Origin of the sequence: Mesorhizobium sophorae (assembly GCF_002270415.1) — a bacterium.
Lineage (GTDB): Bacteria > Pseudomonadota > Alphaproteobacteria > Rhizobiales > Rhizobiaceae > Mesorhizobium > Mesorhizobium sophorae.
The window spans coordinates 16,468-29,871 of the sequence record NZ_NNRI01000023.1 but is presented as its reverse complement, the minus strand read 5'-3'; the positions used below and the strand labels follow the sequence as shown (position 1 = coordinate 29,871).

The window sequence follows — 13,404 nt, the reverse complement described above, 5'->3', positions numbered from 1 at the left end:
TTACAACATCGAGAAAAACGCCTGGGACGACGAGCTGCTGTCGGTTCTCAACATTCCGGCAAAAATGCTTCCCGAGGTAAAAGACTGTGCCGATGACTATGGAATCACGGAGAAAAATCTCTTCGGTGCCGAGATAAGAATCCTCGGCGTTGCCGGTGACCAGCATGCCGCGACCATCGGCCAGGCCTGCTTCGAGCCGGGAATGATGAAGTCGACCTATGGCACCGGCTGTTTTGCGCTGCTCAACACCGGCAGCGATCTGGTGCGTTCGAAGAACCGGCTGCTGACCACCATTGCCTATCGGCTGAACGGCAAGACCACCTACGCGCTGGAAGGCTCGATCTTCATCGCCGGGGCTGCCGTGCAATGGCTGCGCGATGGCATCAAGGTGATCGGCAAGGCCGAGCACAGCGGCAAGCTGGCGGCCGAGGCCGATCCGACCCAAAACGTCTATCTGGTGCCGGCCTTTGTCGGGCTCGGCGCACCGCATTGGGATGCCGAGGCACGCGGCGCCATCTTTGGCCTGACGCGCAATTCCGGTCCGGCGGAGTTTGCACGCGCCGCTTTGGAATCCGTCGCCTACCAGACGCGGGATCTGCTCGATGCCATGCACAAGGACTGGAAGGGCGCGTCGGTCGAGACAGTGCTTCGCGTCGACGGCGGCATGGTAGCGTCAGACTGGACCATGCAGCGCCTGGCCGACATCCTCGATGCGCCGGTCGACCGCCCGACCATTCTGGAGACAACGGCACTCGGTGCCGCGTGGCTCGCCGGCTCGAGGGCCGGCGTCTGGCCGGATGCCAGGAAGTTTGCGAAAAGCTGGGCGCTCGAACGGCGCTTCCAGCCGGACATGGACACGCCGACGCGCTCCACCAAGCTGGCGGGCTGGCGCGATGCTGTGCGCAGGACACTGAGTGTGCCATAGGCAATCCGTTGGCTGGCTGATGCTACTGCGATACGGCGAATGAAAAAGGCCCGCGCCATTGCACGGACCTTTCTACGTGACACTGTCAGTTACTGGGACTCACCCGCGATCAATAGGGCGAACGGCATTCCTGGCGAGGACCGTAGTTCGGCTGGAACGTGTTGTCCGAAGCGCGGTAGCTGCGATAGCGGTCATAGCACCACTGCACATGTGAATTGCCTTCGTAGACACGGTTGTTCTCGCTGTTGATGATCGCGCCGGTGATCAGGGCGCCGGTGGCGAAGGCAGCCAGCGGGAACCAGTTGTCGCCGTGGCGACGATAGCCGCGATGGTACTCGCGGTAGCCGCGATGACCATTCCAATAGACGCCGCCGTCGTTGTTTCGGGCAAAGTTGCGACGGTTGCCGAAATCGCGGTTGCTGAAGTTGCGGTTGAAATGTCGGTTATGACGCCACTGCGAAGGCCCGTAGCGTGACTCTCCGACATTCAGAATATTCGACGACGAGTCCGATGCCTGTGGCACGAACATCTGAGCCGCATTAGCCGGCATGGCAGCCGCGGCAAACGAAACTGACAAAGTGGTCGCCAGTATACCCGATACGATCTTCTTCACTGTTCTTCTCCTTCGAAAGGGTGATTGACGTCCCTTGTGCTGGGAGAACGGGCGAGCCCGGCAATAGTTCCGCGTTAAAATATCAAGTTGCTGATTTATAATGTTTCTCTGGCTTGACGATGGCCTGGAGCCCATTCGTTCGGCTGCTCGGACGGCCCTTGATGCTCTACTCGAAGCGGCCAGGCAGACAACATCGCAGTGCCGGGAAAGCTTGGCTTGCCCATGCTCTTTTTCCGGTTGACCGGTCGAGGCACTCTCCCTATGTTCCGCGCAATTTCGAGGGCAGCGTTTCGAGCCCGCGGGAGCGCGTAGCTCAGCCGGTAGAGCAACTGACTTTTAATCAGTAGGTCATGGGTTCGAATCCCATCGCGCTCACCATTGTTTCAAGATCAGCGCAGATGGTGGTCGAGGCCAGCGCCTAGGCGCTGGACGGCAGAAGCTCGACTTCCCGCGACGCGTGCTCCCTAGCGCTTTCCGACATCAGTTGCTGCGCGACCGGCTGCACATTTTCCTTATAGGTGATGCATCTGTCGTAGACTTTTTTGGCCACGCGGTCTTTGCCAATGCGCTCCCATTCCGGCGTCCAGGGCGCATCCCAGTCAAACTGCTGCGCGATGAGAAGTTCTCGGTCAAAGCATTGCGGATCCCGTTCCAAAATCTGGCGGGCTTCATCGGCCAACGGCGTATAGGCCTGGACCGCAGCCATCTTTCTGGCGCGAGCAGCCGAATCCAGTTGGATTTCCACTTCGACAGCCCCCGGCACGTTGGGAACCGCGGCGGAGCAGAGCTGCTTGCGCCCCGGCTTCGTGCCTTGCAGACGCCTGTTGACGGCATTGCCGAATGCAAAGGCCAGATCATGCATCGGATTGTAGCCATCGACCGCGTCCGAGACGATTTGCACGTCCTGCATGTCAGACAGATCGGCGCGGATTCTCCTCAGCACATCGGCAAAGACACCACTATCCCTGGCCAACAGCGCTTTATACCAGGTGGCGTCGGGAATATCGCCGAACACCGCGCCTGCGGTCGCGCCGGCAGCTTCCACCAAGTCGCGTGAATATTGGGTTCGGGAAGAATGGCGTCCGCCTGAACCGTCCGTCAAAAGGTAGATTCGCGGTTTTTTGAGCTCAAGCCAGTGATGGATCCTGAGCTCATGCCCCGGATGGGCAAGGATCAGCACATGTTGCAACTTTTCAGGCAAAAAACGGCTCCAATCCAGGTTCGGCATGCATCCGCCTTTCAGACCGCATCAAAGGCGACCAGGCATCAAAGGGTTTCCCACATGAGTTGGCCCCGGCCATCTTTGTGCAACTTGTTTGGCCGATGCCTTCAAACTAAGAACGCTGCCTAGCATCTGTTATCCTCGCCGCCAATGCGGAGGTTGTGAAACAGCTAAGGAGGCGGCATTTGCGGGTTCTGATCACCAATCTGTTCGTGTCGTACAACAGCGGTACCGAAGCCGTTGTTGAATTGCTGGCCGACGGGCTTCGCCGCGGCGGTCATCAAACCATGTTGCTGGCTCCAACTCTTGGCGAGATGGCCGATCGAATGCGCCTGCGCGGACACCATGTGGTGGACCGAATTGCCGAGATCGTCGAAAAGCCCGATATAATTCACGCACAGCATTTGACGCCTTGCCTGACCGCGCTGGCGCGTTTTCCCGATGTACCAGCGGTGTTTTCCTGCCACAGCGCTTTCTTCGAGGTCGAAGCCCCGATGCTTCATCCGCAGATACGCCGCTGGATCGCGGTCGATGAAGCGTGCAAGGCCAAATGCCTGTCGCGCGGTGTGCCGGCGAACAGATTGGACCTCATCTACAATGCAATTGACCTTGAACGCTTCAAACAGCGTCCGCCCCTGCCATCGAAGCCTTTGAAGGGGCTTCTGCTGACCAAGAATTTCGAGCATCAGCAAGCGGTGCGCGAAGCCTGCGCCAGGAGCAATATGCAATTGGATGAGTTGGGACCCGCCACGGGCCGGTTTTCACATCAACTCGAAAAGGATCTGCTGCAATACGATATCGTGTTCGCAACCGCCCGGATGGCCATCGAAGCCGCAGCAGTGGGATGCTCGGTCGTGGTCTGCGACGCTCGTGGTTTCGCCGGTTTGCTCGACACGGCAAACATGGAGGCATGGCGGCGAATGAACCTCGGCGTCGGCCTTCTGACCAGGCCGACCACTGTCGAAAACCTGATGGAGGCATTGTCAAAATTCGACGCTGACGACGCCGCGGAGGTCTGTGCATACTTTCGAAAGGTGGCGGGTGCCGAGCATTTCATCAACGAGCATCTTCGCACCTACAGTCAGGCCATTGAGACGAATGTCCAAACGACGGACGATGAGCGATCGCTCGCCACCGCATCCTGGATCGAGGAGATAGGCGTTTCGCGCGAACGCCGCAGATGGTTCAGTGTCGCCAACGAAATTGGCGGTGCCTGGCGTGATTCTTCAGAACAGGCGACGCTTCTCGATCTGCTCAGGTCGAACACGAAAACCTTGGAGAGTGGTGCCGCAGCACTGACGGACCTTGGCGAACGGGTCAAATCCTTTGGCTCCGATGCGCTCCTCAACGTGGCCCATGATAGCCAGGCCCGACTATATCGCCTTGAAGGGCAGCTATCCAGCCTTTCAAGCTCTGTCGTTGATAGCGCCGCTTCGCTCCACAACGTGGCCCATGATAGCCAAGCCAGATTGCATCGCCTTGAAGGGCAGCTATCCAGCCTTTCAAGCTCTGTCGCTGATGGTTCTGCTTCCCTCAACAGCGCGACCCAGGACAGTCGGGCTGCATTGCATCGAATTGACGGAGAGCTGTCGCGCCTTTCAAATTTCGTCAATGAGAGCAAACGGCTCTACAGCGGCATGATTCCGCTTTTTATAAGAAAAATGTTTCGTCGGGCTCGGGGGCGAGGTTGAAGGTGTCTGGAGGCGTTCGTGGCTATTCAATTTGCACATCGCCAAGGTCCGGCAGCAACTACCTGTGCCAGCATCTCAGCAGCACTGGGATGCTCGGGCATCCGCTCGAGTATTTCAATTGGAGGGGACGCCGCTTTTTCGACGATCCAAATTTCCCCGAAGATGTGGCAGGGCAGGTCGAAAGAATTCTCACCATGGGCGCAACCTCCAATCGTATCTATGGTCTAAAAATTTTTGCCCACCAGCATGATTGGATTTCAAGCGAAATAGGCTGGTTCGACGCGCTTCCGAATCTTCGGTTCATCTTTCTATCAAGGCGGGACCTCCTCGGTCAGGCAATTTCCTGGGTGAGGGCCCTCCAAACCGGTCAATACCGCTCCACTCAACCGGTGAGCCAGGAAACGGTTTTCGATGCCGAGCTGATCCAGAGGCAACTCGATGCGCTGGTTCGGGAGAGGGCGCGTTGGGAGATGTTCTTTGCCCGGACCGGGATTGATCCTCTCAGGCTTGAATACGAGTCAATAGTCGCGGATCCCCTGAATGCCATCCGTCAAGTCGCGGACATGATGAGTGTGACGCTCCAACACAGCCCGGATTCGACGACCATCGTGATCCAGCAACAGCGAGACTCAATCAGCTTCGATTGGGCCGATCGTTTCAGGCGTGAGCGGGGCAATCCAAATACGCTGGACTTTGTATAGGGCTACCTGCATGCGGTGACGAACGTCGAACGGGTCGGGGATCGACGCTGCCCTCAGCGACCTTCGAACACCAGCGAAACATGTCCGCCGGCATGCCGCTCGAGCCGGCCGGCGAGATCGAGTTCCAAGAGCACCATGAAGACCTGGGCCGGGTGCAGGCCGGTGTGGCGGATGATCTCGTCGACCGACACCGGCGTCGGGCCAAGCGCCTCGATGACGCGGGCGCGGTCGCTTTCGCCGGGCGGCGGCGTGACCGAGAAGTCGGGCGGGTCTTGAAACGGCGGCACATCCGGCGCCCGCAAACCGGTCAGTGGCGCGATCGCCCTGGAAATGTCCGAGGCCTCGGTGACCAGGGTGGCCCCGTCCTTGAGCAGGCCGTTGGCGCCGGCGGCGCGCGGATCTAGCGGCGAGCCCGGCACGGCGAAGACCAGCCGGCCCATTTCGCCGGCAAGCCTGGCGCTGATCAGTGATCCAGAGCGCTGCGCTGCCTCGACCACCACCAGCCCAAGGGCCGCGCCCGCGACAAGGCGGTTGCGGCGCGGAAAATCCTGGGCGCGCGGCTGCCAGCCGAACGGCATTTCCGAAATGACGGCGCCGCGCTCGGCAATTTCCTCGCACAGGCCGGCGTTTTCGGGCGGATAGGGCAGGTCGAGCCCTCCGGCAAGCACACCGATCGTGCCGGTCGCCAGGCTGCCCTGATGTGCCGCCGTGTCGATGCCGCGGGCCAGTCCCGAGACGATGCCGTAGCCGTCGCGGCCGAGCTCGGCAGCCAGCATGCGCGCCATCTTGATGCCGGCCAGCGATGCGTTTCGGGCACCGACGATGGCGACCCCCGGCAGCCGGAACACGGCGGCATTTCCCTTGACGGCCAACAGTGGCGGCGGATGGTCCATGTTGCGCAACAGCGGTGGATAGTCGGGCTCTCCGATGCCAACAAAGCGCGCGCCGGCCTTTCGGGCTGTCTCCAATTCGGCCTCGGCTTCGGCGATCGACGGGATGCGGGCGATGCGGTTGGCGCCTCCCGAAATCATCAATTCCGGAAGGATTTCCAGCGCCACCTCGGCAGAACCGAAGCGGTTGATCAGGTCGCGGAAGGAGGCGGGACCGACATTCTGGGTGCGGATCAGGCGCAGCCAACTCACCCGCTGCCGGTCGCTGAGGCGCGGCGCGGCGGCGGGTTCGCTCACGTCTTGGCTCCGATCTTGCCCTCGGTGCCGGCAAGCAGGCGCGAAATGTTTTCCCTGTGTTTGATGAAGACGATGATGCTCATCACCGCGAACAAGGCGGCGATCTGCGGCGTGCTCAGGAAATAGAGGGCGATCGGCACGACAATGGCCGCCGTCAGCGCTGCCAGTGAGGAGTATCGGAACAAGAAGGCCATCACCAGCCAGACGACGGCGAAGATCAGCGCCACCTGCCAGGCAAGCCCGATGAGCACGCCGAGATAGGTCGCGACGCCCTTGCCGCCCTTGAATCCCAGCCATGCCGGGAAGAGATGACCGAGAAAGGCGCCGAGACCGGCCCAAATCGCCAATTCAGGGGCGAAATGGCCTGTTATCAACACGGCGGCGGTGCCCTTCAGCGCGTCGAGCAACAGCGTCGCGGCGGCAAGCCCCTTGTTTCCGGTGCGCAGCACATTGGTTGCGCCGATGTTGCCCGAGCCGATCTTGCGCACATCGCCAAGGCCGGCCGCGCGGGTGAGCAGAAGTCCGAAGGGAATCGAGCCCAGGAGATAGCCGAACACCAGCGCCGGGATGAGGCTGTAAGTCATTGTTTCCCCCGCATTTCCCCCAGAATGGCCGGATCAGGCGCGGTGCGCGTGGCCGGCTCAGATTGAGAACACTGTGCGGCCCGCCACCAGCGTTTGCAAGACCTTGCCCTGCAACCGCGCGCCTTCGAAACAGGTGTTTTTCGAACGCGAGCGAATGCCGCTCTCGGCGACGATCCAGGGTTCGTCCAGATCGACCAGCGCAAGATCGGCAATCGCCCCCGGCTTCAGCGTGCCGCCAGGCAGGCCGAACAATCTCGCCGGCGCAGTCGATAGAGTCTCGATCAGCCTTAGCAGCGGCACATCGCCATTGTGGTAGAGCCGCAATGCCGCGCCAAGCAGGGTTTCGAGCCCGATGGCCCCTGCCGCCGCGTCGGCAAAGGGCAGGCGCTTGGTGTCGACATCCTGCGGATCGTGCGAGGAGACGATGATGTCGATGGTGCCGTCCCTGACCGCCTCGATCATGGCCAGCCGGTCTTCCTCGGCGCGCAACGGCGGGGTCAGGCGGAAGAATGTGCGGTATTCGCCGACATCGTTTTCATTGAGCGACAGATTGTGGATCGCCACGCCTGATGTCACGGTTGCGCCATCGCCTTTCGCCCGCGTGACGGCGTTTGCCGCCATCGCGGTCGAGATCTTCGCCGCATGGTACGAACCCCGCGTCAGCCGTGCCAGCGCAAGGTCGCGCTCGAGCGGGATGGATTCGGCTTCACGCGGGATGCCGGAAAGGCCGAGCCAGCTGGCGTATAGGCCCTCGTTCATGACGCCGGACGAACCGAGGTCCGCGTCCTGCGTCTCATGCACGATGGTGGCGCCGAAGTCGCGCGCATAGGTCAGCGCGCGGCGCATAACCAGGGCGCTCGATATGGTGTGGCGGCCGTCGGTGAAGGCGACGGCGCCGGCTTCGCGCAAGAGGCCGAACTCGGTCATCTCGCGGCAGTCGAGGCCCTTGGTGATCGCCGCCGCTGGAAAGACGTTGACGCTTGCGGTGTCCTTGGCGGTGCGCAGTACGAATTCGACCAGCGCCACATTGTCGATCACCGGGTCGGTGTCGGGCATCATGACGATGGAGGTGACGCCGCCGGCCGCCGCGGCGACACTGGCCGAAGCGATGGTTTCGCGATGCTCGCCGCCCGGCTCGCCGATGAAGACGCGGCCGTCGATCAGGCCTGGAATGATCGCCTTGCCGGCGCAGTCGATAATGGTCGCACCCCCAGGCGTGCCCTGGTTCAGCGCTGCCTTGCCGGCGGCGACGATCTTGCGGCCATCGACCACGACGGTGCCGACTTCGTCGACACCGCGCGATGGGTCGACAATGCGAGCGCGCTCAAAGACCGTAATGCTCATGCGCCGCGGCCCTCTTGGTTGCGGCCCTCTTGATTGCGACGTGGGTCGAGCAGCGCTTCCATCACCGCCATGCGCACGGCAACGCCCATCTCGACCTGTTCCTGGATGACGCTTTGCGGACCGTCGGCGATTTCCGAGGCGATCTCGACGCCGCGGTTCATCGGGCCGGGATGCATCACCAGCGCGTCGTCCTTGGCGGCCTTCAGTTTCTCGGCATCGAGGCCGAAATAGCGGAAATATTCGCGCACCGAAGGCACGAAGGCGCCTTCCATGCGCTCGCGCTGCAGGCGCAGCATCATCACCACGTCGGCGCCCTTGAGGCCTTCGGCCATCGAGCGGGTGACGATGACGCCCATTTTCTCAATGCCACTGGGCAACAGGGTCGACGGTGCGACGACCCGCACCTGCGCGCCGAGCGCGTTGAGCAGCATGATGTTGGAGCGCGCCACGCGCGAGTGCAGGATGTCGCCGCAGATCGCCACGATCAGCTTCGACAGCGGACCCTTGGCGCGGCGGATGGTCAGCGCATCGAGCAGAGCCTGTGTCGGGTGTTCATGCGCGCCGTCGCCGGCATTGACCACCGAGCAGCCGACCTTCTGGGCAAGAAGGGCGGCAGCGCCCGCCGACTGGTGGCGGATGATCAAGATATCGGGCCGCATGGCATTCAGCGTCATCGCCGTGTCGATGAGCGTTTCGCCCTTCTTCACCGATGAGCTCGCCACCGACATGTTCATGACATCGGCGCCGAGCCGCTTTCCGGCGAGCTCGAACGACGATTGCGTGCGCGTCGAAGCTTCATAGAAGAGGTTGATCTGGGTGCGGCCGCGCAGCGTCGAGGTTTTCTTCTCGGACTGCCGTGAAATCGCGACAGCGCGGTCCGCCCGGTCGAGCAAAAGCTCGATGTCGGCGGGGGAAAGATCGCGGATGCCCAGAAGATGGCGGTGAGGGTAGAGTGGCAGGGACGAAGCGTCGGTCATCTCAAGGCGCTGCTATAGGGTGGAGATTTTGCGGCTGCAAGCGGCAGCTTTGCATTGGAGCCGTTCTCCCCGGTATTTTCATCGCGCGCGTTGCAAGGCTTGGGCTATATCTAGCCGTGGGCCTCGGATTCGTGGTTTTCTGACGATAGGGACCTTTCTCCCGATAAAAGGATTGGGCGTGACCGACGACGTGACGAACCAGCCGCCGCCGCTGACGGGCGGCAACGCCTGGCGGGGCGATCCGTTGCTGATCCAGCTTGCGGAACGCTTTTCCGATCCGGTGCGCAAGGACCTCGACGGGCTCGGCCGTTTCGTGCTGACGCAGGAGGCGCAGGAGTTGGCCCGTCTCGCCAATGTCGAGACGCCGAAGCTCAGGACGCATGACCGCCAGGGACGGCGCATCGATGTGGTCGAGTTCCATCCCGCCTATCATGCCCTGATGCGCCGCTCAGTGGCCAATGGGCTGCATTCCTCGGTTTGGGAAAACGGCGACGCCGAGATTGGCCGCCGCCACCAGGTCCGCGCTGCCCGTTTCTATCTGACGGCGGAGCTCGAGACCGGGCACCTGTGCCCGATCACCATGACCAATGCTTCCCTGGCGGCGTTGATGGCCAGCCCAAAACTGTTTCGCGAATGGGCGCCGCGGGTGACGACGCGCAAATACGACCAGGGCCAGAAGCCACCAGTCGAAAAGACCGGGCTGACGCTCGGCATGGGCATGACCGAGAAGCAGGGCGGGACGGATGTGCGCGCCAATGTGACAAGGGCGGAACGCGTCGGTAGCGGGTTCTATCGCCTGACGGGGCACAAATGGTTCATGTCGGCGCCGATGTCGGATGCGTTCCTGGTGCTTGCACAGGCGTCGGAGGGGCTCTCCTGCTTCCTCGTGCCGCGCGTTCTCGGCGACGGCTCGGGCAACGGTTTCCGTTTCCAGCGGCTGAAGGACAAGCTCGGCAACCGCTCGAACGCCTCTTCCGAGGTGGAATTCGTCAACGCCATCGGCGAGATGGTCGGCGAACCGGGTGCGGGCGTGAAGACGATCATGGACATGGTGACCTTGACCCGGCTCGACTGTGCGGTCGCATCTTCGGCGATCATGCGTGCAGGTCTTGCCGAAGCCGTTCATCATGCCCGCCATCGACAGGTGTTCGGCGCCAATCTGATCGAGCAGCCGCTGATGCAGCGCGTGCTGGCCGACATGGCGCTCGATGTCGCCGCCGCCACCGCGCTGTCGTTCCGGCTGGCGCGGTCCTTCGACGAGGCGGCGAGCGATCGCGGCGAAGCGGCATTCGCCCGCGCCATGACGCCGGTCGTCAAATACTGGGTGTGCAAGATCGCGCCGCCTTTGCTCTACGAGGCTATGGAGTGCCTCGGCGGCAACGGCTATGTCGAGGAGGCGCCGCTCGCCCGCTACTATCGCGAGGCCCCGGTCAATGCGATCTGGGAAGGATCCGGCAATGTCATGGCGCTCGACGTGCTGCGCGTGCTTGGCCGCGCGCCCGGCCTGTTCGAGGATGTGCTGGCCGGTATCGACCGTGACCTCGGCGCCGGCGGGCGCGGCACGATCGGCGTGCTGAAGGCGGCGATGCAGGTTGCCGCGACCGACGACGGCTCGGCCCGGCTGCTTACCGAACAGCTGGCGCTATCGGCGGCGGCGGCGGAATTGCGCCGGCTGGGGGCAGGGCGAATCGCCGACGCGTTCGTCGAGACGCGGCTCGCCGGCCAGTGGCGCAACACTTATGGCATGCTCGATTCGCGCCATGACGCGCGCATGATCATCGACACGCTCTATCCGCCTGTGAATTGAGTTTGCAAGATCGCAAAAAACCGGCGCCATCGATCATTTTGAGGCGCCCGTGAGCCTCCATACGCGCGTCACTAATCGCCGTTAACCTTAACAAATGGTTTCCGTTGCGGTGACGAGCGGCAAAGCCCACTGTCGCGGCGAGAGCAAGGACTGGTTCAAATTGGCCAAATCCCTGCTTTGCGAACCAGGAATGCCGATGCGACACGTACTGACCTCTTTTCTGGCCTTGCACTGGGCGATCGTTTTCGCCCTGCTTGCGTTCATCTGCATCGACGGAAACCGTGGTGTGGCTGCGGCGCTGGGCGTGTTGGGTGCCACCATCGAGGGCACTCGCTTTATCGACCTCGACAACGCCATCGTCGTGGCCCCGCTCGCCACCGCCTTGCTGGTCGTCGCTGTGCTGTTCTTCTGGGCCTTTGTCGAAACCCTGATCAATGACGCGACCAGCCAGGCTGTCGACAGCGTCGCCCGCATCGCCTTCATCTCCGCATCCGGCGTTTTGTCGCTGATCGTCGTCGGCGGCGCCGCGCAAGGCATCAACGGGCTTTTCATGGTTGTGGCGGTGCAGCTGGCGGCACTTCTAGCATCCTATGTTGCCATGCTTGCCGAGCGACGGTCTGTTGCAGCGGTTGCTCAGGGCGATATCGAAATCCGCGTCGCCGCGCACGGCATGGCCGAGGCCGCGGCCCACAATTCGCTGCTTTCGCTCATATCGGGCCGGACAGGCCCGAATCCCAGGGGAGGCCGCTGATGCGTTACATCTTCGCATTGTGGGCGGGCCCGATGGCGCTGTTCTGGGGCTGGTTCTACCTGTCGCTCAACGACATGAACTTCGGTTATGTCATGCTGAGCCGGCGGCTGCACGACTTCGTCTTCCAGCTCTATGGCCAGATGCTTGGTATCGATCCGGCGACCATCCCCGGCATGGTGGCAAAGGCCTGTGTCTTCGACGGGTTTCTGCTGATGGCGCTGTGGGCGTTTCGCCGCCGCCGCGAGATCGCCAGCTGGATCAAGCGGCGCTGGGCGGGTCCGGTTCCGTTCGAGCGGATGCGTGAAGCGACTGAAGCCGGTCCAAAACTCCCTGCAGAATAAACGCGGCTGCCGCCGAATCGATCTTGCCGGCGCGTTTGCGGCGCGAGAAATCCATCTCGATCAATGTCCTTTCGGCCGCGACCGTCGATAGCCTTTCGTCCCAGAGCACGAAGGGCAGGTCGCTCACCTGCGCCATGTTGCGGACGAAGGCGCGCGATTTCTGTGCGCGCGGCCCTTCCGAACCGTCCATGTTGATCGGCAGTCCGATCACCACCGCGCCGGCATTCTCCTTCTGCAGCAGGGCCAGCAGCGCGACAGCGTCGAGTGAGAACTTCCTTCGCATGATGACCGGGCGCGGATGGGCGAAGGAAAACCTCTGGTCCGAGACGGCGACGCCGATCGTCTTGTCGCCGAGGTCAAGCCCTGCCAGCGTCTTGCCGCCGGCAAGCCGCGCCGGCAATTCCTCGATCATGATAATGCCCAATGGCCGTCCTTCGCCCTTCACCGCCATGTGTTCTCTCAGACACACAACGGACACAGTAACCCTTTGATCTCAGGGCTATCGGCGTTCTATCCTTTGGCAAGGCAAAAATCGAGGAAGGCATTCATGAAATTGACCTGGTACGGCCACTCGGCGTTTCGCATCGAAACCGCTGACGCCAAGATCCTCATCGACCCCTATCTGATCGGCAATCCGTCCTGGACGGGCGGCTGGGAAGGGCCGGCCGAGGGGATCACGCATGTGCTGCTGACGCATGGACATAGCGACCACATCAGCGGCGCGCTGGAAGTGTTGGGCAAAAGCGGCGCCCAGTTGGTCGCCAATTTCGAGATCTGCATGTACCTGGTGGGCAAGGGCGCCAGCGACAAGAAGATCAACCCGGGCAACATCGGCGGCACCGTCGATTGCGGCGGCTTCACCACCACCTTCGTCCAGGCGCTGCACTCCTCCTCGTTCCCGGGCGATGGCGGCCAGAACACCTATCTCGGCAATCCGGGCGGCCTCGTCCTGCACTTCCCGGAAGACCGGACGCTCTATCACATGGGCGACACCGACATCTTTTCCGACATGGCGCTGATCAACGAGTTGCATGAACCGAAGATCGGCATCGTGCCGATCGGCGACCGCTTCACCATGGGCGGTGCGGTGGCCGCGCTCGCCTGCCGCCGCTTCTTCAAATTCGAAACCGTGGTTCCCTGTCACTTCGGCACGTTTCCGATGATCGATCCGACCGCCGATAAGTTCGAGGCGGGCCTGGAAGGATCCGGCGTGAAGGTGGCATTGCCGAAGATCGGTGAGACGATTACGATTTAGACGCAG

Annotated in this window: 14 protein-coding genes and 1 tRNA gene; 8 read left to right on the top strand and 7 right to left on the bottom strand. The window is 62.1% G+C overall.

Annotated elements, in window-relative coordinates:
* Positions 1 to 925: FGGY family carbohydrate kinase (locus CGZ66_RS38110; RefSeq protein ID WP_245331397.1), on the top strand; the 925-nt coding region annotated here is incomplete at its 5' end.
* A gap of 109 nt (positions 926 to 1,034) precedes the next feature.
* On the opposite strand, the gene CGZ66_RS38105 is transcribed toward CGZ66_RS38110, so the two are convergent.
* A complete protein-coding gene (locus tag CGZ66_RS38105; protein ID WP_095091844.1) occupies positions 1,035 to 1,538 on the bottom strand; it encodes a BA14K family protein in 504 nt (167 codons plus the stop codon).
* Positions 1,539 to 1,840: 302 nt separating this feature from the next.
* Between CGZ66_RS38105 and CGZ66_RS38100 the strand changes: the two genes are divergently transcribed.
* Positions 1,841 to 1,916, top strand: a tRNA-Lys gene (locus CGZ66_RS38100).
* 40 nt (positions 1,917 to 1,956) lie between these two features.
* On the opposite strand, the gene CGZ66_RS38095 is transcribed toward CGZ66_RS38100, so the two are convergent.
* Complete coding sequence (locus CGZ66_RS38095; RefSeq protein ID WP_095091843.1) at positions 1,957 to 2,766, bottom strand: hypothetical protein; 810 nt, start codon at positions 2,764 to 2,766, stop codon at positions 1,957 to 1,959.
* A 179-nt stretch (positions 2,767 to 2,945) separates the two neighbouring features.
* Here CGZ66_RS38095 and CGZ66_RS38090 point away from each other — a divergent pair, with 179 nt between their 5' ends.
* Positions 2,946 to 4,451, top strand: a complete 1,506-nt coding sequence (locus tag CGZ66_RS38090) for a glycosyltransferase (protein ID WP_095091842.1) — start codon at positions 2,946 to 2,948, stop codon at positions 4,449 to 4,451.
* Positions 4,452 to 4,453: 2 nt separating this feature from the next.
* The gene (locus CGZ66_RS38085) at positions 4,454 to 5,152 is read left to right on the top strand and encodes a Stf0 family sulfotransferase (protein WP_245331398.1); all 699 of its coding nucleotides are present in this window, start codon (positions 4,454 to 4,456) and stop codon (positions 5,150 to 5,152) included.
* 53 nt (positions 5,153 to 5,205) lie between these two features.
* Here the strand turns inward: CGZ66_RS38085 and dprA are convergent, their stop codons facing one another.
* The 4 genes from dprA to CGZ66_RS38065 are packed head-to-tail and all read right to left on the bottom strand — an operon-like array spanning position 5,206 to position 9,244.
* Positions 5,206 to 6,339 carry a DNA-processing protein DprA gene (gene dprA / locus CGZ66_RS38080; RefSeq protein WP_095091840.1) on the bottom strand — a complete coding sequence of 378 codons (1,134 nt, stop codon included), beginning with the start codon at positions 6,337 to 6,339 and terminating at the stop codon, positions 5,206 to 5,208.
* Positions 6,336 to 6,923: a glycerol-3-phosphate 1-O-acyltransferase PlsY gene (gene plsY, locus CGZ66_RS38075; RefSeq protein ID WP_095091839.1), complete on the bottom strand. Its 588-nt coding sequence runs from the start codon at positions 6,921 to 6,923 to the stop codon at positions 6,336 to 6,338. The genes dprA and plsY overlap by 4 nt, the downstream gene beginning before the upstream one ends.
* A gap of 57 nt (positions 6,924 to 6,980) precedes the next feature.
* Complete coding sequence (locus CGZ66_RS38070; protein WP_095091838.1) at positions 6,981 to 8,267, bottom strand: dihydroorotase; 1,287 nt, start codon at positions 8,265 to 8,267, stop codon at positions 6,981 to 6,983.
* Positions 8,264 to 9,244 carry an aspartate carbamoyltransferase catalytic subunit gene (locus CGZ66_RS38065; protein WP_095091837.1) on the bottom strand — a complete coding sequence of 327 codons (981 nt, stop codon included), beginning with the start codon at positions 9,242 to 9,244 and terminating at the stop codon, positions 8,264 to 8,266. Before CGZ66_RS38065 ends, CGZ66_RS38070 begins: the two co-directional genes overlap by 4 nt.
* Before the next feature lie 178 nt (positions 9,245 to 9,422).
* On the opposite strand from CGZ66_RS38065, the gene CGZ66_RS38060 reads away from it, so the two are divergent.
* From CGZ66_RS38060 to CGZ66_RS38050, 3 genes are all read left to right on the top strand, one after another.
* Positions 9,423 to 11,051: a DNA alkylation response protein gene (locus tag CGZ66_RS38060; RefSeq protein WP_095091849.1), complete on the top strand. Its 1,629-nt coding sequence runs from the start codon at positions 9,423 to 9,425 to the stop codon at positions 11,049 to 11,051.
* A 196-nt stretch (positions 11,052 to 11,247) separates the two neighbouring features.
* Positions 11,248 to 11,802 carry a hypothetical protein gene (locus tag CGZ66_RS38055; protein WP_095091848.1) on the top strand — a complete coding sequence of 185 codons (555 nt, stop codon included), beginning with the start codon at positions 11,248 to 11,250 and terminating at the stop codon, positions 11,800 to 11,802.
* Complete coding sequence (locus CGZ66_RS38050) at positions 11,802 to 12,143, top strand: DUF6105 family protein (protein ID WP_095091836.1); 342 nt, start codon at positions 11,802 to 11,804, stop codon at positions 12,141 to 12,143. Before CGZ66_RS38055 ends, CGZ66_RS38050 begins: the two co-directional genes overlap by 1 nt.
* Here the strand turns inward: CGZ66_RS38050 and ruvX are convergent.
* Positions 12,061 to 12,567, bottom strand: coding sequence for a Holliday junction resolvase RuvX (gene ruvX / locus CGZ66_RS38045; RefSeq protein ID WP_095091847.1), 507 nt, complete (start codon positions 12,565 to 12,567; stop codon positions 12,061 to 12,063). The two genes, CGZ66_RS38050 and ruvX, sit on opposite strands and share 83 nt — an antisense overlap.
* 123 nt (positions 12,568 to 12,690) lie before the next feature.
* Between ruvX and CGZ66_RS38040 the strand changes: the two genes are divergently transcribed.
* Complete coding sequence (locus CGZ66_RS38040; protein WP_095091835.1) at positions 12,691 to 13,398, top strand: metal-dependent hydrolase; 708 nt, start codon at positions 12,691 to 12,693, stop codon at positions 13,396 to 13,398.
* The last annotated feature ends 6 nt before the right edge of the window (positions 13,399 to 13,404 follow it).